19 protein-coding genes, 1 tRNA gene and 2 pseudogenes are annotated in these 19,133 nt (G+C 55.9%); 4 read left to right on the top strand and 18 right to left on the bottom strand.

The features are described 5' to 3' along the window. Positions 1 to 2: 2 nt before the first annotated feature. From ACRZ9U_RS18695 to ACRZ9U_RS18670, 6 genes are all read right to left on the bottom strand, one after another. Entirely contained in the window at positions 3 to 1,136 is a 1,134-nt protein-coding gene (locus ACRZ9U_RS18695) for a peptidase M23 (RefSeq protein WP_170407241.1), read from the bottom strand. Continuing rightward, the gene (gpmI, locus tag ACRZ9U_RS18690; RefSeq protein ID WP_170736076.1) at positions 1,133 to 2,650 is read right to left on the bottom strand and encodes a 2,3-bisphosphoglycerate-independent phosphoglycerate mutase; all 1,518 of its coding nucleotides are present in this window, start codon (positions 2,648 to 2,650) and stop codon (positions 1,133 to 1,135) included. The genes ACRZ9U_RS18695 and gpmI overlap by 4 nt, the downstream gene beginning before the upstream one ends. 86 nt (positions 2,651 to 2,736) lie before the next feature. Beyond that, complete coding sequence (locus tag ACRZ9U_RS18685; protein ID WP_480902662.1) at positions 2,737 to 4,407, bottom strand: sulfatase-like hydrolase/transferase; 1,671 nt, start codon at positions 4,405 to 4,407, stop codon at positions 2,737 to 2,739. A 15-nt stretch (positions 4,408 to 4,422) separates the two neighbouring features. Beyond that, the gene (gene nqrM / locus ACRZ9U_RS18680) at positions 4,423 to 4,653 is read right to left on the bottom strand and encodes a (Na+)-NQR maturation NqrM (RefSeq protein WP_170393970.1); all 231 of its coding nucleotides are present in this window, start codon (positions 4,651 to 4,653) and stop codon (positions 4,423 to 4,425) included. A 15-nt stretch (positions 4,654 to 4,668) separates the two neighbouring features. Then, positions 4,669 to 5,694 (bottom strand): FAD:protein FMN transferase, encoded by a 1,026-nt coding sequence (locus ACRZ9U_RS18675; RefSeq protein WP_170407233.1) that lies wholly within the window; start codon positions 5,692 to 5,694, stop codon positions 4,669 to 4,671. 67 nt (positions 5,695 to 5,761) lie between these two features. Then, entirely contained in the window at positions 5,762 to 5,947 is a 186-nt protein-coding gene (locus ACRZ9U_RS18670; RefSeq protein WP_170407230.1) for a hypothetical protein, read from the bottom strand. Between the two features lie 120 nt (positions 5,948 to 6,067). On the opposite strand from ACRZ9U_RS18670, the gene ACRZ9U_RS18665 reads away from it, so the two are divergent. After that, positions 6,068 to 6,592, top strand: coding sequence for a CBS domain-containing protein (locus ACRZ9U_RS18665; protein WP_170393976.1), 525 nt, complete (start codon positions 6,068 to 6,070; stop codon positions 6,590 to 6,592). Positions 6,593 to 6,596: 4 nt separating this feature from the next. On the opposite strand, the gene ACRZ9U_RS18660 is transcribed toward ACRZ9U_RS18665, so the two are convergent. The 7 genes from ACRZ9U_RS18660 to ACRZ9U_RS18630 all read right to left on the bottom strand — a co-directional run bounded on the left by ACRZ9U_RS18660 (position 6,597) and on the right by ACRZ9U_RS18630 (position 13,370). Continuing rightward, complete coding sequence (locus tag ACRZ9U_RS18660; RefSeq protein ID WP_170407228.1) at positions 6,597 to 7,376, bottom strand: metallophosphoesterase; 780 nt, start codon at positions 7,374 to 7,376, stop codon at positions 6,597 to 6,599. Between the two features lie 133 nt (positions 7,377 to 7,509). After that, a complete protein-coding gene (gene nqrF, locus ACRZ9U_RS18655) occupies positions 7,510 to 8,733 on the bottom strand; it encodes an NADH:ubiquinone reductase (Na(+)-transporting) subunit F (RefSeq protein ID WP_480902658.1) in 1,224 nt (407 codons plus the stop codon). Positions 8,734 to 8,743: 10 nt separating this feature from the next. Further along, a complete protein-coding gene (gene nqrE, locus ACRZ9U_RS18650) occupies positions 8,744 to 9,352 on the bottom strand; it encodes an NADH:ubiquinone reductase (Na(+)-transporting) subunit E (protein WP_170407226.1) in 609 nt (202 codons plus the stop codon). Then, a complete protein-coding gene (locus tag ACRZ9U_RS18645) occupies positions 9,352 to 10,005 on the bottom strand; it encodes an NADH:ubiquinone reductase (Na(+)-transporting) subunit D (protein WP_152460184.1) in 654 nt (217 codons plus the stop codon). The genes nqrE and ACRZ9U_RS18645 overlap by 1 nt, the downstream gene beginning before the upstream one ends. After that, positions 10,005 to 10,820: a Na(+)-translocating NADH-quinone reductase subunit C gene (locus tag ACRZ9U_RS18640; RefSeq protein WP_170393983.1), complete on the bottom strand. Its 816-nt coding sequence runs from the start codon at positions 10,818 to 10,820 to the stop codon at positions 10,005 to 10,007. Before ACRZ9U_RS18640 ends, ACRZ9U_RS18645 begins: the two co-directional genes overlap by 1 nt. Continuing rightward, a complete protein-coding gene (locus ACRZ9U_RS18635; RefSeq protein ID WP_170407221.1) occupies positions 10,813 to 12,021 on the bottom strand; it encodes an NADH:ubiquinone reductase (Na(+)-transporting) subunit B in 1,209 nt (402 codons plus the stop codon). Before ACRZ9U_RS18635 ends, ACRZ9U_RS18640 begins: the two co-directional genes overlap by 8 nt. 5 nt (positions 12,022 to 12,026) lie before the next feature. Beyond that, complete coding sequence (locus ACRZ9U_RS18630; protein ID WP_170407218.1) at positions 12,027 to 13,370, bottom strand: Na(+)-translocating NADH-quinone reductase subunit A; 1,344 nt, start codon at positions 13,368 to 13,370, stop codon at positions 12,027 to 12,029. A 299-nt stretch (positions 13,371 to 13,669) separates the two neighbouring features. On the opposite strand from ACRZ9U_RS18630, the gene ACRZ9U_RS18625 reads away from it, so the two are divergent. Together ACRZ9U_RS18625 and ACRZ9U_RS18620 are read left to right on the top strand one after the other, a co-directional pair. Then, a complete protein-coding gene (locus ACRZ9U_RS18625) occupies positions 13,670 to 14,785 on the top strand; it encodes a THUMP domain-containing class I SAM-dependent RNA methyltransferase (RefSeq protein ID WP_480902653.1) in 1,116 nt (371 codons plus the stop codon). 126 nt (positions 14,786 to 14,911) lie between these two features. Further along, positions 14,912 to 14,988, top strand: a tRNA-Pro gene (locus ACRZ9U_RS18620). A 72-nt stretch (positions 14,989 to 15,060) separates the two neighbouring features. Here ACRZ9U_RS18620 and ACRZ9U_RS18615 read toward each other — a convergent pair. The 4 genes from ACRZ9U_RS18615 to ACRZ9U_RS18600 all read right to left on the bottom strand — a co-directional run bounded on the left by ACRZ9U_RS18615 (position 15,061) and on the right by ACRZ9U_RS18600 (position 18,200). After that, on the bottom strand, positions 15,061 to 15,429 hold the full coding sequence (locus ACRZ9U_RS18615) for a tyrosine-type recombinase/integrase (protein ID WP_480886681.1): 369 nt from the start codon (positions 15,427 to 15,429) through the stop codon (positions 15,061 to 15,063). Between the two features lie 216 nt (positions 15,430 to 15,645). Next, complete coding sequence (locus tag ACRZ9U_RS18610; protein ID WP_170407211.1) at positions 15,646 to 16,542, bottom strand: DMT family transporter; 897 nt, start codon at positions 16,540 to 16,542, stop codon at positions 15,646 to 15,648. 58 nt (positions 16,543 to 16,600) lie between these two features. Then, positions 16,601 to 17,224, bottom strand: a complete 624-nt coding sequence (gene wrbA / locus ACRZ9U_RS18605) for an NAD(P)H:quinone oxidoreductase (protein ID WP_170407208.1) — start codon at positions 17,222 to 17,224, stop codon at positions 16,601 to 16,603. A 106-nt stretch (positions 17,225 to 17,330) separates the two neighbouring features. Next, the gene (locus ACRZ9U_RS18600) at positions 17,331 to 18,200 is read right to left on the bottom strand and encodes a LysR family transcriptional regulator (RefSeq protein ID WP_480902650.1); all 870 of its coding nucleotides are present in this window, start codon (positions 18,198 to 18,200) and stop codon (positions 17,331 to 17,333) included. A 258-nt stretch (positions 18,201 to 18,458) separates the two neighbouring features. On the opposite strand from ACRZ9U_RS18600, the pseudogene ACRZ9U_RS18595 reads away from it, so the two are divergent. After that, a pseudogene (locus ACRZ9U_RS18595) lies at positions 18,459 to 18,781 on the top strand (transposase); the annotation flags it as partial. A 37-nt stretch (positions 18,782 to 18,818) separates the two neighbouring features. Here ACRZ9U_RS18595 and ACRZ9U_RS18590 read toward each other — a convergent pair. Beyond that, positions 18,819 to 19,133, bottom strand: a pseudogene (locus ACRZ9U_RS18590) (adenylate/guanylate cyclase domain-containing protein); the annotation flags it as partial.

Raw genomic sequence — 19,133 nt, 5'->3', positions numbered from 1 at the left:
GTTTATCCATCCTTGTCCGTCCGGAACCATGATTCCGGGTCCACTGGGCTGTTATCCTGTCTTACTTCTATATAGAGCGTTTCTGACCAGTCAGTTCCAGTGCCATCACCGCTTGTTGACATAATAGCGCCGATTTCCGGAGTTTCACCCGGCATCAAACCTACCGGAGTACCCTCGGGTATCACTTCCCCGGTCAGACCATATACCTCTTGCAGACCTGAGAACACGAATAGCAATCCGGGCTGGGGTTCAAGGATCACAAGATTCCCGAGATCCAGCAAGGGCCCGCGGTAACGGATCGTGGCAGCCGTTGGCGCGGTGACCAATGCGCGGGGTCGCGTGCCCAGCACCAGCCCGGGGCGCGTTACCCCCGCTGCGTCCGTTTCGCCCGCCCGGTGCAGCATGACCCCTTGTGCGGGTAACGCGATTTGACCTTTCCGGCCCGAGACATCTGCATTTGTATCTTCAATCTCACCATCGGTGATCTCGGATAACCCACTGGCAAACCCATCCAGCGTTTCGGTCGAAGATATCAGGATCGCTGTACGCACAGGATCTTCTACGAAACGGCGCGGCAGATCGGTCCGGTCCGCTATCGCCTCACTAAGCTGCGTGCGGGCATCCTGAACACCCTCCAACCCTTCGGTCAGCGTATTGGCAGCGTTTTGTTGAAGCTGTCGCAGTGTCTGTACCTCTTGCAATTCGTTTGCTAGCGCCTGAGCCTGCGCGTTTAACCCAGGCGTGACTTCGGACAACATTATACCAGTGCGCGCGGCCCCAAGTGGGCCGGACGGGTGCAGCATAAGTACCGGAGGCGCGGTGGTTTCGATCGTCTGGAGAACACCTAGCAGCTGCGCTACCTCCTGCTCTTGTACCTGCAATTCTGCAGTCAATTGCGCCTCGCGCAAGGCCGCGCGGCGCAGGCCGTCGCGCATGGCGCTCAGACCAGCCTCGTAGGCTTTTATGGTTTCGGTCAGAGCTTTGACCCGGTCGCGGGCAGATTCGGCCTCAGTCAACGCGATCGAGGCTTGCTCCAGCATCTCGGCCGCTTCTAGTGCCGCCTTTGACGGGCTGGTTTGGGCGACGACAGGGGTGGCCCAAATCAGCGCTGCAGCAACGATCGGGCGCAATCTCATGTCAGCAAGCTTTCCCCTGTCATTTCAACGGGTTTCGGCAATTCCATAAGCTGCAACAAAGTTGGAGCAAGATCGGCCAAGCGCCCATCGCGCAGGCTTGAACCTTCGGGGCCGCCGACCAGAACAACAGGCACGGGGTTCAGCGTATGGGCCGTATGTGGACCGCCCGTCTCCGGATCGACCATCATTTCGCAGTTACCATGATCTGCGGTCACGATCATCGCACCCCCGACCTGCTTCAGCGCTGCAACCACCTGCCCCAGACCTTGATCAACAGCCTCACAGGCCTTGATCGCAGCTTTCAGATCACCGGTATGGCCAACCATATCGGGATTGGCGTAGTTGGTGACGATCAGATCATATCCGCCGTGGATCGCCTCGACGAACTTTTCTGTCACTTCGGCCGAGGACATCTCGGGCTGCAAATCATATGTCGCCACTTTGGGCGATTTGGGCATGAAGCGATCCTCGCCACCCTCAGGCTGCTCTTTGCCACCGTTCAGGAAGAAAGTGACATGAGGGTACTTCTCGGTCTCGGCCAGCCGGAACTGGCGCAGGCCTTGCTTTGCAACCCATTCGCCCAGCGTGTTCACGATATCCCGCTTGGGAAATACGGTCGTCATATAATCGTTATGGCCATCGGAATACTCAACCATGCCAAGTAACGCCGACAACTGCGGGCGCGGACCGGAGTCGAACTCGGCAAAACCGGGCTCCCCAATTGCCCGCAGGATTTCTCGGGCACGGTCGGCGCGGAAGTTCAGGCAAAAGAACCCGTCACCGTCCTTAATACCGGAATAACCAGCAAGAACCGTGGGCGCGATAAACTCGTCGGTTTCGGATTGGGCGTAGGCATGGTCGACGGCCTCCTGGGCCGAGGCCACGGTGCGCCCCTGACCTTTGACTATTGCGTCATAGGCCTCGGAAACGCGTTCCCAGCGATTATCGCGGTCCATGGCAAAGTAGCGCCCACAGACGGTGACGACCTTTGCGCCATCGGGCAACCGGTCTTCGAGTTCGGCGATGTAGGTAAAGGCCGATTTCGGGGCCACATCGCGCCCGTCGGTGATCGCATGTAGCGCCACAGGCACACCCGCATCGGTAGCCGCTTTGGCGGCAGCTACGATGTGATCCAGGTGCCCGTGCACGCCCCCATCCGATACCAGCCCCATCAGATGCGCTGTCCCGCCTGCAGCTTTCACCTTAGCGATGAAGCTCTGCAGCGCCTCATTGTGAAAGAAAGAACCGTCTTCTATGGCTAGGTCAATCTGCCCTAGATCCATCGCAACCACGCGCCCAGCCCCGATATTGGTGTGACCAACCTCGGAATTACCCATCTGACCACTAGGTAGACCCACATCCGGCCCGTGCGTTATCAGTTGCGCATGAGGACCTTCAGCCATGAGAGCATCAAAGGTTGGCGTATTTGCCAGATAAGGCGCATTGGCCTTGGTGTCGTCAGATAGGCCCCAACCATCAAGGATACAAAGGACAACGGGCTTTGGGGCGGTCATGAAAGCTCTCCGATTGAGGCGGCGTTGCTGTCTTCTACCCCCTGCCCGCTCAAGGTTGAACCGTCATTAGGGCCGCGAATGAAGAATTAATCTGTCTTGTAGTCCCCAAAGGGTCGCGCTTTGCGGTTGCGGTATTTAACGGTCAGCTCAAGCGGCATCTCGTTTTCGTCGTAAATACCGATCACCACGCCTGTTCCTCGGCTTGATCCACGCATGTTTAGCAGTTGTTCTTCCGACCGGGTCGTGCGCTGCGACTGGCGCCGCGTCCAGGTGAACAGGTGATCATACATCTCGGCGATGATGTCTGCATGCTCATCGCTTTCGCTCAGGTCCGTCAGCTCATTCGGATCATTCTCTAGATCAAACAAAAGCGGGCGATAGCCCCCTTCACAATGGATCAGCTTCCATTTCTCGTTTGCAACCATGAACATGACCGCATCCCGAACCGAGGCGTTCAGTGCCTGCGCTATGGGGGATGCGGAGTAGTCGTACTCACAAATCACCACATCGCGCGGAGTGCTTTCGGCCTGACCGTGCAGGATGGGCAGCAACGAATGCCCCTCCAAAATGTGCCCTGCGGGTTCACCGCCTGCAACCTCCAGAAACGTGGGCGCTAGATCGATGGATTCGACCAATGCATCGCATGTGGTGCCGCGCGTGGCATCAGCCTCGGGCGATGGATCATAGATGATCAGCGGCATTTTGGTCGAGGCGTCATGGAAGAAGGTCTTCTCTCCCATCCAGTGATCGCCCAGAAAATCCCCGTGGTCCGAGGTCAGCACGATCATCGTGTCCTGCATTCGTCCGGTCTGTTCCATCCAGTCAAACAGCCGCCCCATTTGGTCGTCAGCCTGCTTGATCAGGCCCATATAGGCTGGGATCACGGCCTCGCGTACATCCTGACGCGAGAAGGTCTGGCCGATTTTCGTTTCCATGAACGCTTTCAGCACCGGATGAGCGTTCTGCCGTTCAGCTTCGGACCGAATGACAGGCAGAATGTGTTCGGGACCATACATCGAGGCGTAGGGTTCTGGCACAATATAGGGCCAATGCGGTTTGATGTAGCTGAGGTGGCAGCACCACGGCCCCTCATGGTTTTCCATGAACTCCATGCCGCGAGAGGTGAGATAAGGCGTTTCGCTGTCTTCCTCGGCGATATTCGCGGCCTCTGACGAATTCTTCAGGAACCAACCTGAAAGTACATTGCCCTCTTCATCCAGCCCCGAATTGGCGAAGTCGTGCCAGGGGTTGTCACTCTCATAGCCTTTGTCTTTCAGATACTCGTTATACCTTTTGGCGCCATCCGGGTCATAAAACCCATCCGGCCCTTCGGGGCGCATCCCATCATCGCGCTCAAAGACATCAAACCCGCATTCAGCGACGCGTGCCCCGATCAGGCTGTCGGGCTCAAGCCCCAAACGAGCCATGCCCTCGGCGTCTGCGCGCATATGAGTCTTGCCAACCAACCAGCAATCCATCCCTGCCTTGCGCAAGTGATCGCCCATGGTGACCTCACCAACTTTCAGCGGGATTCCATTCCATGACGCGCCGTGCGAATGCACATAGCGGCCGGTATAGGTCGACATACGGGAACTGCCGCAGATCGGTGACTGGATGTAGGCCCGTGTGAACCGCATACCCATCGAGGCGAGACGGTCAATATTTGGCGTATGCAGATGTGGATGTCCGTAGCAGCTGAGGTAATCCCAGCGCAATTGGTCGAACATGATGAAGAGGACGTTCTTGGCTTTGTTCATGCCAAGAGGGTTATCCTAGCCTTCCATCTGTTGCAGCATCTTTTTCGCACGCTTGCACTGCAACTGGTCGCGCAGAGGGCTGTCGGGATCGATATCCTTTTGACAGACCACACATTTATCGGCACCCGAGATCGCGTTCAGGCCACCGCAGCTGCCTTTGATGGTTTTGCCCATCAACATCACACCCAGCGCCATGCCAACCATGACGATCAGCAACAGGAAAAAGGCTAGAATAAAGGTGCTCATAGCGGTTCCTACCGGTCAGTTGGTCCCCAGCGCATCCTTGAAGGCGCTGCTTTGTACGGTGATATAGGCTTCTTCTCCGCTTGTCACATCCCGCGAGATGAAGAACACGGCAAGTTTATGCTCTTCGGCCAGTTCCAGACCCTTTTCCAGACCCAATGCCAGCATCGCCGTTGCCCACGCATCCGCCATCATGGCGTTGTCTGCTATAACAGTAACCGAAGTGGTGCGATGAGTAATCGGGCGGCCCGTCGTCGGGTCAATGATATGCGAATAGCGCACCCCGTCCTGTTCGAAGAAGTTCTTGTAATCACCCGAGGTCGCCATTCCCAGATTGTCGAGCGGCACGATCAACTGGATTGATTGCGCGCCAGTCTCGGGTTTTTCGATCCCGATCCGCCAGCTTTCGCCTTTGTCATTCTCGCCCATGGTCACCAGATCACCACCGATCTCGACCATATAGTTCTCGATCCCGGCCTCGCGCAGCTGCGCGGCAACCGCATCGATGCCATAACCTTTGGCGATCGCAGACAGGTTGATCCCGACTCCTGCCTCTGACTTGGCCAAAGTGCCCGCTCCGCGATCCAAGTCTAACAACCGCGCTTGTCCCACTTGCCCAAGAGCTGTCGCGATCTCGTCATCTGCCGGAATTGGGTCTTCAGGTTTTCGCGGTCCAAACCCCCACAATTCGATCAGCGGACCAAGGGTAACATCAAACGTACCACCGGATTTCTCGTGAACCTCATTTGCGGCCTCGATGACGAAGGCAAATTCGTCTGACACTTGCATGGGGTCCGTGCTGCCTGAGGCCGAGAAGGTCGAGACCTCGGAATTCGGGTCCCAGTTGGACATCTTGGCATTGACCTGCGCCAAGGTCTCCTGAACCGCTTGCCCCAGCGCTGCTTCGTCTAAATCATCGCCGATTGCGGTGACATTGAACGTGGTTCCCATCGTCTCGCCAGACAGGCGCACCACATCCGGTTCTTTGCCAAACAAACAGGCCGAAACAATCAAAAGTGAGGCCAGTGCAATCAGTGGGCGCATGGTGCAATCTCCCGGGAGTGTTCTTGCCCGGCATATGCCAGTGAGCCTGTTCAGAGTCAAACCGACATCAAATCTTGAGCGGCAAAAACGCCAATGCAAAAAGCCCGATTGCTGCCGGGACGCCAAACAGCCAAGCGCGCTTTTGCCAACCTTCCGGTTGCTGTTTCCAAGCCATGCGAAAATTATGGCCGCAGACCACCACGATAAAGAATATCAGCGCGGCGACTGGTGGCGTCAGATACAGGTTGCTCACAAGCAATTTCCTTTTGAAGTGGCCAAGTTACGCCGGTTTTCGAAATTGCACCCTATACAGGGCCGGTCCCTGCGGTAAGGTAGGTTGTAAGGACAATACCGGTGAAAGAGGAGACCGCCCATGGCCCCAAGCTCTTACCAGCCTCCGACACGCGGCGACAAGGCCGCGGCGACAACCCGCAGTCAATCAGTCGAGACCAATCTGTCGCATACCCAGACAACGGTTGCGAAACTGATGGAAGGTAAAGGGGATGCCGTTTTTTCGGTGCGGCCCAACGACACGATTCACTCGGTCGTGGATATCTTGCGCGAAAAACGCATCGGGGCTGTTGTTGTGACAGATCAGAATGGTGCCCTGCAGGGTATCCTTTCCGAACGTGATATCGTGCGCCGTATGGCGGAAACGCCCGGCCAGACCCTACCCCAATCCGTGGCTGATCTTATGACGACCGAGGTTAAAACCTGCAGCCCCGAAGATTATCTGAACGACGTGTTGAAAACCATGACCGAGGGCCGGTTCCGGCATATGCCGGTATTGAGTGATGGGAATCTGCGCGGGGTGATCACCATTGGCGATGTGGTTCATTTCCGCTTGAAAGAACTGGAATATGAAGCACTTAGAATGAAGCAAATGATCGTCGGCTAGCGACTTACGCTGATGCGCGCGCGATTCCGGTGTGCGCTGTCGAGATAAATCGGACAGAACCAGGCGAGATTTCCGCAGCCGTCAACTGATCGGTGATGAACGCACCTGTATCAATCGAAATGACATCATGCTCGACCCGAGCTTCGTCGACGATGGTATGGCCATGCACCACCCATTGCTCGTCTTTCCGGCGTTTCTTGCGGAAATGAGGATGCCCCCAAAGGCAAGTTCTGTCCTGTTGCCGATCGACCGGCTGCGAAGGGTCAAGCGCGGCATGAACAACCGTTACATTCCCGCTCGTCCAGGTCAGCGGCCGATCTTGTAACCAGTCCAGAAGCGGTTGTCCCATCGCTTGCTGCAGTTGTTCGGCAACGGCTTGCGGGTTGGACCGGTCAATATCCGCAAGCCCAAACGAAGCCAAAGTCTGAGCACCGCCATTATACAGCCAGACACGCGCCATCCGTGTTGGATCGGACAAAAACCCAAGCAGCATATCTTCGTGATTGCCTTTCAGGCAGATCGCCCGCGTTTCGGGGTTCGTGTCGAGGTGATGTAGCTGACGCAACACCTGCGCGCTGTATCCGCCCCGGTCAACATAGTCGCCTACAAACACCACCGGACAGTCGTTATCCAGCGCAGGCAGGAGCCGTTGTAAAAGATCCAACCTCCCATGAATGTCTCCGATTGCGTAGAATTTTTCTGTAGGCGCCAATGAATGCAGATTCACCGTCTGATCAGGCGGTGTTTGAGATGCGATAAGCCTTTTGATCCATCCGGTTAACATAAGACCTGCTGCCCAATGCGGCAAAGTATGAAGCGGAATTCGCCAAATGCAGACGTTGATATTGGCAGCCTGCCCAACATCAGCCCCAAAATGAAAATGGTCGGTCCCAAGGGTTGGAACCGACCGATTCTGTTTATCCGCCGAAATCGTCGAGCATGATGTCTTCGCGGTCCACGCCCAGATCCAGCAGCATGTTGATGACCGACTGGTTCATGATTGGCGGACCACACATGTAGTATTCGCAATCCTCGGGTGCGGGGTGGTTCTTCAGATATTCCTCGAACAAAACGTTGTGGATAAAGCCAGTGTAGCCTTTCCAGTCATCCTCGGGCTGGGCGTCCGACAACGCAACGTGCCATTCGAAATTGTCGAATTCCTTGGCCAGCGTGTCGAAGTCTTCGACAAAGAACATCTCTTTCTTCGACCGCGCGCCGTACCAGAAGCTGATCTTGCGGTTGCGGTTTTCAAGGCGTTTGAGCTGGTCAAAGATATGGCTGCGCATTGGGGCCATACCAGCACCACCACCGATGAAGACCATCTCTTTTTCTGTCTCGCGAGCAAAAAACTCGCCAAAGGGACCTGAGATTGTGACCTTGTCGCCCGGTTTCAGGTTGAAAATATACGACGACATCTGACCCGGAGGGATACCTTCGGACCCAGGAGGGGGCGAAGCCACGCGGACGTTCAGCATGATCATGCCTTTTTCATCCGGATAGTTTGCCATGGAATAGGCGCGTTCGATCGGTTCGGCGACGACGGATTTGTACTGCCATAGATTGAAGCGATCCCAATCCTCGCGGTATTCTTCTTCTACGTCGAAATCCGTATAGGCGAGCTGGTGTGCAGGCGCTTCGATTTGGATGTAACCACCAGCGCGGAAGTTCACGTCCTCACCTTCCGGGAGGTCCAATGTCAGAGCCTTGATGAAGGTCGCTACGTTCTCGTTCGAACGCACCGTGCATACCCATTTTTTGACGCCGAAGACCTCTTCGGGAACTTCGATGTCCATATCCTGCTTGACTGCAACCTGACAGGATAGCCGGTCACCACAAGACGCCTCGCGCTTGGTGATGTGGCTTTCCTCGGTCGGCAGGATCGAGCCACCGCCGGAATGCACGCGCACGCGACATTGCGCGCAGGTGCCACCACCACCACAAGCGGAGGGTACGAATAGCTTCTCTGCCGCAAGCGTCTGCAGCAGCTTGCCACCCGCCGGGACCGAGATTGTTTTCTCACCATTGATGGTGATGTTCACGTTACCGGTTGAAACCAGCTTGGACCGCGCCGCCATGATGATGGCAACCAGACCAAGAACGATAACGGTGAAAAGGGCTACACCTAAGCCAAAGGTTTCCATTCCGCCCTCCTTACAGTTTCACGCCCGAGAAGGACATGAAGGCCATCGCCATCAGTCCAGCGGTGATGAAAGTGATGCCCAGGCCTTGCAGACCATCGGGAATGTCCGAATACTTCAGCTTTTCCCGAACACCCGCCATCGCAGTAATCGCCAGAGCCCAGCCAAAGCCAGAGGACAGACCGTAAGTCGCCGCTTCGGCAAAATTGTAGTCGCGTTCCACCATGAACAGTGAACCACCCAAAATGGCGCAGTTTACAGTGATCAGCGGCAGGAAAATCCCAAGCGCGTTGTAGAGCGGGGGGAAGTACTTATCCAGCACCATCTCTAGGATCTGAACCATCGCTGCGATCACGCCGATATACGAGATCAGTCCAAGGAAAGTCAGGTCCACATCCGGGAAACCTGCCCAAGCCAGCGCACCTGGTTTCAGCAGATAGTTCAGCAGCAGATTATTCGCCGGCACGGTGATGGCCTGCACCACCATGACCGAGATGCCCAGACCCAGCGCAGTTGAAATCTTCTTCGAAACAGCGATGAAGGTACACATCCCCAGAAAGAAGCTGAGCGCAAGGTTTTCGACAAAGATGGCCTTTATGGCCAGTGAAATCAGACCTTCCATCAGTGGGCCTCTACCTGCTGGATTTTGTATTCACGCTCTTCCACCTGGTTCGGCTTCCATGTGCGGAAGGCCCAGATGATCAGACCGATGATGAAGAAAGCCGACGGCGGCAGCAGCAGCATGCCGTTGGGCACATACCAGCCGCCGTTGTTGACGGTCTCCAGAATGGTGACACCGAACAGTGACCCGGCGCCAAACAGCTCACGAATGAAGCCGACCAGCAGCAGGATCAGACCATAGCCCATGCCGTTGCCCATACCGTCGATAAAGGACGCGACCGGGGGGTTCTTCATCGCAAAGGCCTCGGCGCGGCCCATCACGATGCAGTTGGTGATGATCAGGCCGACGAAAACCGACAGCGTCTTGGAAATCTCAAATGCATAGGCCTTGAGGATCTGGTCCACCAGGATCACCAGTGAGGCAATGATAACCATCTGTACGATGATCCGGATCGAACCCGGGATTTGGTTTCGCAGGCACGAGATAAAGAAGGACGAGAACGAGGTCACGAAGATCACCGCCAGCGCCATCACCATCGATACCTGTAGCGACGAGGTCACCGCCAGCGCCGAACAGATGCCAAGCACCTGCAGCGTGATCGGGTTGTTGTCGACAAGCGGGTCGACCAGCATCTCTTTCTTGGTCTGAGACATCAGAGCTCTCCTGCTTGCAGTTTGGCCAGGAACGGAGCATAGCCCGCGTCGCCCATCCAGAATTTCACCAGGTTGTCGACACCAACCGAAGTCAGCGTCGCGCCTGCCAGCGCATCGACATAGAAATCAGGACCTGCTGCGGGTTGCGACTTGGCAACGGTGATTTGCAGATCGCCTGCATCATCGCGCAGCTTTTTGCCATTCCACAGCGCCTTCCAGCGAGGATTGTCCACCTCGGCGCCAAGGCCCGGTGTCTCACCGTGCTGATAGAACTGCAGGCCGTAGATATCGTTGCCGTTGTTTTCCAGCGCGATGAAACCATAGAGCGTGGACCAGAGGCCATAGCCGTGCAGCGGCAGGATTACCTTATCAAGCGCGCCTGCATCATCACGCAGCAGATAGATTACGCGGTACTTGGACTTGCGCCCGATCCCAGCCGGGTCATCGTCCAAAGCGACGCTCAGTTCTGGATCGCTGGCAGCAGCGATATCATCGAAGGTGGTCGCGTCGAACTGATCGTCAACGAATTCACCTGTAGACAATTCCAGTACATGCGGCTCAAAGGCAGCGAATGCCTCGGTCACATCAATGCCCGGTTCGTAGATGCCGGCAACTTGCAGAACGTTGACTTGCTTATCCTTCAAACGGTTGATTTCCTGCACCGGGCGCAGGCTGACCGCAGCAGCAGACACGACCATCGAGGCTACAAGGCAGACGGCAACGGCAACAAAGATAGTTTTGCCAACCGAATCTGGCGAAGCAGCCAGAAACTTGGCAATCGCTCCCTTGGGTTCATTGGATTGCGTATCAGACATGGCGACGCGCCCTCCGTTTGATGTTTGCCTGGACGACGAAATAGTCGATCAGCGGCGCAAAAACGTTTCCGAACAAGATTGCCAGCATCATACCTTCTGGGAAAGCGGGGTTAATGACGCGGATCATCACAACCATGATACCAATCAGCGCGCCATAGATGTAGCGGCCCATATTGGTGTGACTGGCCGAAACGGGCTCGGTTACCATGAACGCCAGACCAAAGGCGTAGCCCCCAAGAACGATATGCCAGTACCAAGGCATCGCGAACATCGGATTTGTGTCTGATCCGATCAGATTCAGCAGAAGCGTGAAGCCTATGGTGCCCGCAAGACAGCCCACAATCAGGCGATAATTGGCAATCTTGGTCGTCAGCAGGAAGGCCAGGCCGATCATGCAAGCCAGCGTCGATGTCTCTCCAAAGCTACCCTGAATTTGCCCGAAGAACGCATTGGCCCAGGTGATCCCGTCGGCCGCCAGTGCCTGAACGCCTTCAGCAGCGGAGATGCCCAATGCAGTCGCACCGGAAAATCCGTCCACCGGGGTCCAGACTGAATCCCCCGACATTTGCGCGGGATAGGCGAAATATAGGAAAGCACGCCCGACCAGTGCCGGGTTGAGGAAGTTCTTGCCCGTGCCGCCAAATACTTCCTTACCGATCACGACACCGAAAATGATGCCTAACGCGACCTGCCACAATGGCGCAGTCGCAGGCATAATCAGGGTGTAAAGCATGGAGGTTACTAGAAAACCCTCGTTGACCTCATGGCCGCGCACAGTGGCGAAGATGACCTCAAAAATACCGCCCGCAACCAGTGTGGTGATGTAGATCGGAAGGAAATACATCAATCCATGCATCACATTGGCGAAAATGCTGTCAGGGTTCAGCGAGATACCGAACATCTGCAGGATCGCAATCCGCCATCCTGTTGCCGAATCCGGTCCTAGCGTGGCGATGGCCGAGTTTGCCTGATAGCCGGTGTTATACATCCCCCAGAGGATTGCGGGGATCGTAGCAATCACGACATAGGTCATGATCCGCTTCATATCCACGTAAGAGCGCGCATGCGGCGCGACGGTCGTGACGGTTTTCGGAGTGTAGATAAAACTTTCCACCATCTCGTAGATGGGGAAATATTTTTCGTACTTGCCGCCCTTGGTAAAGTTCGGCTCGATCCGATCGAAGAAGCTGCGCAAACCCATGTGGATCAGCCCTCCTTTTCAATCTTGGTGAGGCAGTCGCGCAGCGCCAGCCCATATTCATATTTCGCAGGGCAGGCAAAGCCCACAAGGCCCAGGTCTTCTTCGTCCAGTTCCAGTGCACCCAGCGCCTGCGCGGTGTCGGTGTCCATCACCAATAGCGCCCGCAGCAATTGCGTCGGCAGATAATCCTGGGGCATAAGCTCTTCAAATACACCCGTCGGCACCATCGCGCGGCGACCACCGTTCAGGTTTGACGTGAATGAATAGAGTTTCTTGGCAAAAGCCGATCCCAAAACAGGCTGTACCGCATATTTCGAAGGCATAGGAAGAATCCAGCCCAGTGTGTGCTGATCATGATCTTCGCGAATAATGCTGATCTGGCGCGCAAAACGGCCCAGATAGGCGGTCGGACCATCGGCATGCTGCCCCGACAAGATCGACCCCGAGATGATCCGCGCGATCCCGTCGACGTTCACTTCATCCCGGGTCAGGTCATCCGTCGACGCGCCCATCACGGTGCGGATCAGGCGCGGCTGGCGCGCGCCCGGTCCAGACAGAGCAATCACGATGTTTGAATCCAGATGACCGGTCTGCATCAGGCGGCCGATCGCGATCACGTCCTGGTAGCCAATGGTCCAAACCTGCTTGTCCGCTCCCAGCGGCTCAAGGAAGTGAATATGAGTTCCAGCAAGGCCCGAGGGGTGTGGGCCGGAAAACGCAGCCGCTTCGATACCTGGCAGATCGGAACCGGGGATGGATGCCCCCTCTTGCTGGCACAGATACGTTTTGCCATCGGTCAGATTTGAGACAGCTGCAAGACCAGCCGCAAATGCCTCGCCCGCATCCGCAATAACCAATGCCGCATCACCTGCCAGTGGATCGCTGTCCATGGCTGTCACGAAGATTGCTGTAGGCTTGGAGCCTGGTTCGGGCATCTTTGAATAAGGACGTGTCCGGAAAGAAGTCCACAGCCCGGCCGCGCATAGCTTGGCCGTAACACCTTCGGCGGTCTCGGCATCGCCGGTGCCCGAGAAATCTATGCCGGCGTCATTGGCATCCGAAACCTCGATCACCACGCTCTGCAATACACGCCGCGCCCCGCGATTAATTGCCACGACCTTGCCGGTCAGCGGCGCGACCATCATCGCGTCGGGCGCATCCTTGTGGCAGAACAACGGCGTTCCTCGCTGGACCGCGTCGCCCTCTTGCACCAGCATCTTGGGCTTTAATCCGATATAATCACTGCCCAGAACGGCAACCGACGAGAATTCAGGCCCCGGCTGGATTTTCTGTTCGGGCGCGCCTTCAACCGGCAAATCCAACCCTTTTTTTAGTTTGAAAGTTTGCATGTTGCTACGTTCTTCCAAGCCTTTGTCCTGCGCCTGCTGCGCGCCATCTTACAATGATGCTAGGAAATAACACGAAATTTCCCGTCTGTCCGGTCGCGAAAGCGCCATTATCCGACCAGAATCCGCAGGCGTATTTCCGATCACGGCTCCTTTACGCGGGGATGAGTGCAAACGCAAACCTGTTACCGCCCAAAATCGAAAAGGAATGTCACATTCTTTTGAGCTTACGGTCGTTCAGAACAATTTGCCCATTTAATTTGCGTGTCGCACAGGCTGATCAACCGGTGTAAGCAACGACAATGGACAACAATGATAAATTCGAGATTTTTCTGATTGCCACTCCAGGGCTCGAAACGCCTTTGTGTGCCGAGGCCATCGAGTGCGGATTCTCGAGCGCCAGGATCGTTCCAGGTGGTGTCGTGTGCCGTGGCGATTGGCCGGAAGTCTGGCGCGCCAATCTGGAATTGCGCGGTGCCAACAAGGTTCTGGTGCGACTGGGCAGTTTCCCCGCCGTGCATTTGGCGCAATTGGACAAGCGTGCCCGAAAATTCCCGTGGGCGAGTTATCTCAGGCCAGACATTCCCGTGAAGGTCGAAGCAACCTGCCGTAAATCTCGTATCTATCATGCAGGAGCGGCGCGACAGCGCATCGAACAAGCCATATCCGAGGGGCTCAGCACCTCAATCTCACTCGATGGCAAAGTCCGCGTGCTGCTACGAATCGAAAAAGACATATGCACGATCTCCGTTGACACATCCGGCGAGCTCTTGCACAAGCGCGGTCATAAGCCTGCAGTCGCCAAGGCCCCGATGCGGGAAACAATGGCCGCGATGTTCCTGCGTGAGTGTGGGTTTGACGGGTCTGAACCGGTTCTGGACCCGATGTGTGGCTCTGGAACATTCGTTATCGAAGCGGCTGAAATTGCACTTGGTCTGCCCCCAGGCCGCTCACGTCAGTTCGCATTCCAAGATTTGGCAAGCTTCGATCCAGATGTCTGGCAAAAAATGCGCACTAGTATCGGTCAACCCGAAACAGAGCTGAGATTCTTTGGCTCAGATCGCAATACAGGCGCGATTGAGGCTTCACGCTCGAACGCCCGACAGGCACAAGTGGATCATGCCACCCGATTTCAGCACTGTTCGGTCAGTGATATCAAGCCGCCAGAAGGCCCAGCTGGGCTGGTCATCGTCAATCCGCCCTATGGGGCACGCATCGGTGATGAAAAGCGCCTGCGGTCGCTCTATGGCAGTTTAGGCAAGGTATTATCCAGTCGTTTCCAGCGATGGCGTGTGGGCATCATCACCACCACACCCGGACTTGCCCGCGCAACGCGATTGCCAATGCTTCCCCCCGGCCCAATCGTTGATCACGGCGGAACAAAAATCCGACTGTATCGAACCGATCCGTTGCAGTGACTCAGCGAATTCGCGGATCAGGCGAAGGGTTAAAACCACCCCTCGAATCCAGCGACGACATATGTGTGTACGCCCAAAATCCCTCTTGCACATCGATATGACGAGGTATAGATCACGCGCCACGGTCGGAGTGTAGCTCAGCCTGGTAGAGCACTGTCTTCGGGAGGCAGGGGTCGGAGGTTCGAATCCTCTCACTCCGACCAATAAAACAAGGCGCCCGAGGGCGCCTTTGTTGTTTTTGAGACAGTGACTCCGAGGTTCGTTGAATCTGAGCGTTAGTCGAACTCCAACGCACTGGCAGCCTTACGCAAGTGTTCAGGGCTGTAGCGCACGTAGGCGGACGCGGTGATCCGGGAATCTGAATGGCCTAGAAACTGTGCGATCTCCTCCATCGAGATACTTGCTTCAGCCATATGAACAGCTTCCGTGTGCCGCTGGACGTGCGGCGACACGTCAGGTAGGCCTGCCACGATTGCGGCCGCCTTGAAGCCTTTCTTGATTGACTTTCCCGATCCGCCGGCCCACTCCACGACATAGCCAGATAATGCAGCCTTCAGGGCGTTCAAAAGCGCAGCATAAAGGCTCCTGGTCATGGGGACGATGGCCCTGCCCTTCCTCTGTCCGTCACCAGTGCGGAGATTGATCTGACGACGTTCAAAATCGACCCGATCCTATGTGAGTTATAACACAGCCCTAACCCTAGCCGCAGTCGACCGCCAAGAGCTGTGAAATCTCCCGGCGCGTCAGATACCGCTCCTTGGGGGCCGGTTTGCAGGGGCGCTCGATGTAGGGTGAGCGAGGCGCTGAGCCATTCCTCGCCCACTTGCGTGATCGGGCCCATTGTTTGCGACTCAAACCCATCAAACAGATCCAGCTGTTGCTGGTTTCCATTTTCTCAAACCCAAGTTGTCCCTTCGACTCACGCTCTGGCCGACCACAACAGAGCCGATAACTATGGCTGCTCCTATAGACTGAGTGAGGCTAAGCGCTTGTCCCAAGTAAACCCAGCCGAGCACGACAGCTGTTACAGGACTCATCATGCCGAGCATCGAAACTGCACTGGGTTCCAGGCGCGCTATGCCACGAAACCAAAGAGCATAGGTTGCTGCAGCACCGATCAACCCAAGCCAAATAAGCCCGGCGACATTTGTCGCGCTGAGCGCAGATAAAGGCGGCTCAAGGAACAGTGCGACTGGCAGCAGTATCAAACCACCGGCTGTTAATTGCCACGCTGTGAAACTCAGCGCCGAAACCGGAGGTTGCCATTTCCGGCTGAGAACAGTGCCAGCAGCCATTGACGCGGCTCCTCCCAAACCCGCTGCTATACCGATCCAATCAAGTTGTGCTTCAGGTCCGATCAGCAGCAGGGAAACACCCATTGCGCCAGTCGCGGCGGCGCCGAGCGCACCAAGTCGGATTGGGGTTCCCAGCCATCCCCACGCCATCAAAATCACGATCATCGCTTGCAACGATCCTAGGGTGGCGGCCACACCACCGGGTAACCTATACGCAGCAACGAAGAGGAGCACCCAGAACAGAGCGAAATTGAGGCTGCCTAAGACGAAAACTCGACCAAGCCATTCGCGTGGTGGAACGCAGCGCGTCACTGCAAGCAACAACAAGCCAGCAGGCAGAGCTCGTAACGCAGCCAGGGTAATCGGATAGCCAGCCGGGAGCGCTTCGGTAGTTACCAGATAAGTGCTTCCCCATACCGCTGGGGCGAGTGAGGTGAGAAGAATATCGGTTGAACGTGACATAGTATGTCTCCCGGCTGAGGCGTTTGAGAATTTGAGTGAGACGTCAGAGGCGCGCGGGTTACGCTGCTTCCGCTTGTAGGTTTGATCCAACGAGGCACGCTGCAATCCTTGCAACATGAGCGCCCTGGAACCGCGCTCCGGCCAGGTCAATTTCGGTAGGTGTGCGGGCACCATCAGCACCGGCGATCGTTCCGGCACCATATGGTGCGCCGCCAATGATATCTTCTGATGTAGTCTGGCCAGCAAATGTGTAGGGCATTCCGGCAATCAGCATCCCAAAGTGTTGAAGAGGAACTTGCGTTGTCAGAAGGGTGGCCTCGAGCCCGCCATGTTGCGAACCTGTTGATGCAAAGACCGCTCCGTCCTTACCAACCAGTGCATTCCTTGCCCAAAGCCCTCCCGCCTGGTCAAGGAAGGACTTCATTTGGCCAGCCATCATGCCAAATCGGGTCGGTGTTCCAATGATGATTGCATCATAGTTTTCCAGATCTGTCGGCAAGGCGGCAGGTGTATCATCTACGACATAGCCAGCCTGCTGACGGACCTCTTCAGGGACGGTTTCGGGCACACGTCGAACGTCAACTTCAGTGCCGGGAACACTTCTGGCGCCTTCAGCTTCGGCATTGGCCAATGTGCGGACGTGGCCATAGCTTGAATAGTAGAGAACGAGAATACGTGACATAGGATACCTCTCAGGGCTGCAACTTGTTCCCTGAGAGAATGGAATTTGTTGCGCCGCCAATTAAGGCGCGCTCTTTGACATCACTCTTTACATGTATTGAACAATGTCACGACCTGAGAGCCAGGCGCAGATGATCAAGAAAGGCTGTGACCTTTGCATCCATTCCCAAGCGAGATGCTGTAACGGCGAATACTTCCGGCGCAGGCAGCTCGTGGTCAGGAAGAACTCGCACCAAGGCCCCGCTGGCTTCGGGAGCATCAGAGACGAACTCGGGCAGAGTACCGATACCTTGCCCCGCTATCAGCAGATCCCGCAAAACGAGGCTGTTGCCGACGCGCACACGCGGATCAAGCTCTAATGTTGTGACACCTTCGGCGGTCGAGAGTTTCCAGCTCGTCAAATGATCAGCTAGCAAAAAGCCGATGATTGCGTGGGTTTTCAGATCCGCCGGCTGGGTCGGCGTCCCACATCGCTCCAAATAGTCTGGAGACCCAAATATTCTTTGCCGCATCACGCCGATCCGTCGGGCAACAAGTGCCGAATCCGGCATGGCAGCACGGATACGTATCGATAGATCGAACCCGCCCTCGACCATATCGATCACCTTGTCGTCCATCGAAAGCGTAAAACGCAGATCTGGATAGGTTTCCAAGAACTCTGGAAGCATCGGTGCGATAACGGTCTGGCCGAAAGAACTTGATGCATTCACCCGAAGATGCCCGCGCACTGCTTTTGAACCATCCCTGATGGCTTGCTCCGTTTTCTCGACCGCGTCGAGTATTCCAATTGCATCTTGGTAGTAGAGACTGCCGGTGTCAGTCAGTGACATGGATCGGGTCGTTCTGGTGAGAAGAACGGTTCCTAGACTTTCTTCCAGAAGCTTGATTTCTCTGCTGAGAAGCGCGGGAGAAACACCAAGATCTTCCGCCGCACGGGCAAAACTACCGCGTTCAACGATACGGCGAAAAGCTTGCATGACTGACAGTTTGTCCAAGTTATCACCCTTCGAAAAAGCTGCTTTTGATGTGTTACGCGATAGATCGGGTCTACGACATGCCCAAACTCACATTCTTTCAGGTCGAGCTGATCCAGTTCAATTCTTTTTGCGGAGCATCCACCACACCTGTGAACTTGAGTTCGGGAACAGTTTTCGGTTCTGAGAGCTCCTTCCTACAATCTCCCGTTACCAGCCAACCTAATGGATTAAGCGCCGCAATAGCTGCACTCGCCGTAGGGTCAGGTCAGTGACTACATTGGTGCGAGGTCATTGATCAGCAGTCTACCGAATGTCGAATGGTTGTTGGGTGACCGCGGATATGATGCCGATTGGATCGTAGAAGTGTCGAAAGACAAAGGGATACGCGCGTGCATCCCAGGCCGCAAACGGCGCAAGACGCTGTCCGATACGACAATCGCCGATACAAACGCTGCAATCGAGTTGAGATCGTGTTTGGCAGATAGAAGTACTGGCGCCGTGTGGCGACACGGTACGACAGGTGCCCCAAAATCTTCCTCTCGGCAATCGCTTTCGCCGCTTTGATCATCTATTGGCTATGAGTCCTAAGCCTAAGCGCCCAAACTTGATCAGATGTAATCAACTGCTTTTTTTGGTTCTTGCAGCGGCACGCCAATGATCCGTTGGTGGCTTGTTCAATAGGCTTTGGGTGCGGATCTTCATTGCGGTTGAGGCGGGATCCTCGTTTCGCGCCTGGTCTGCGGCCTCGAATGCGGCAACTGCCTGCTTGAACCGCCCTGCCCTATAGTGTGCAAGGCCTTGTTCGTAGAGCTTGATCCAAGCAAGAGATTCGGCGGACCCATCCTTCGTGGCGATCAGTTCATGGACCACCAATTCTTCGTTGCGTCCAGTCACGGGTAGTGGGTCAAGCTCGCGGACAACTATCGAATCGGC

The sequence above is a fragment of the Ruegeria sp. D7 genome (assembly GCF_056534355.1).
This window is presented reverse-complemented; position numbering and strand designations above follow the sequence as displayed.

Coding starts and splice junctions, on each gene's coding strand:
- ACRZ9U_RS18695 (WP_170407241.1), bottom strand. CDS start 1,136: ATGAGATTGCGCCCGATCGTTGCTGCAGCGCTGATTTGGGCCACCCCT.
- gpmI (WP_170736076.1), bottom strand. CDS start 2,650: ATGACCGCCCCAAAGCCCGTTGTCCTTTGTATCCTTGATGGTTGGGGC.
- ACRZ9U_RS18685 (WP_480902662.1), bottom strand. CDS start 4,407: ATGAACAAAGCCAAGAACGTCCTCTTCATCATGTTCGACCAATTGCGC.
- nqrM (WP_170393970.1), bottom strand. CDS start 4,653: ATGAGCACCTTTATTCTAGCCTTTTTCCTGTTGCTGATCGTCATGGTT.
- ACRZ9U_RS18675 (WP_170407233.1), bottom strand. CDS start 5,694: ATGCGCCCACTGATTGCACTGGCCTCACTTTTGATTGTTTCGGCCTGT.
- ACRZ9U_RS18665 (WP_170393976.1), top strand. CDS start 6,068: ATGGCCCCAAGCTCTTACCAGCCTCCGACACGCGGCGACAAGGCCGCG.
- ACRZ9U_RS18660 (WP_170407228.1), bottom strand. CDS start 7,376: ATGTTAACCGGATGGATCAAAAGGCTTATCGCATCTCAAACACCGCCT.
- nqrF (WP_480902658.1), bottom strand. CDS start 8,733: ATGGAAACCTTTGGCTTAGGTGTAGCCCTTTTCACCGTTATCGTTCTT.
- nqrE (WP_170407226.1), bottom strand. CDS start 9,352: ATGGAAGGTCTGATTTCACTGGCCATAAAGGCCATCTTTGTCGAAAAC.
- ACRZ9U_RS18645 (WP_152460184.1), bottom strand. CDS start 10,005: ATGTCTCAGACCAAGAAAGAGATGCTGGTCGACCCGCTTGTCGACAAC.
- ACRZ9U_RS18640 (WP_170393983.1), bottom strand. CDS start 10,820: ATGTCTGATACGCAATCCAATGAACCCAAGGGAGCGATTGCCAAGTTT.
- ACRZ9U_RS18635 (WP_170407221.1), bottom strand. CDS start 12,021: ATGGGTTTGCGCAGCTTCTTCGATCGGATCGAGCCGAACTTTACCAAG.
- ACRZ9U_RS18630 (WP_170407218.1), bottom strand. CDS start 13,370: ATGCAAACTTTCAAACTAAAAAAAGGGTTGGATTTGCCGGTTGAAGGC.
- ACRZ9U_RS18625 (WP_480902653.1), top strand. CDS start 13,670: ATGGACAACAATGATAAATTCGAGATTTTTCTGATTGCCACTCCAGGG.
- ACRZ9U_RS18610 (WP_170407211.1), bottom strand. CDS start 16,542: ATGTCACGTTCAACCGATATTCTTCTCACCTCACTCGCCCCAGCGGTA.
- wrbA (WP_170407208.1), bottom strand. CDS start 17,224: ATGTCACGTATTCTCGTTCTCTACTATTCAAGCTATGGCCACGTCCGC.
- ACRZ9U_RS18600 (WP_480902650.1), bottom strand. CDS start 18,200: ATGCAAGCTTTTCGCCGTATCGTTGAACGCGGTAGTTTTGCCCGTGCG.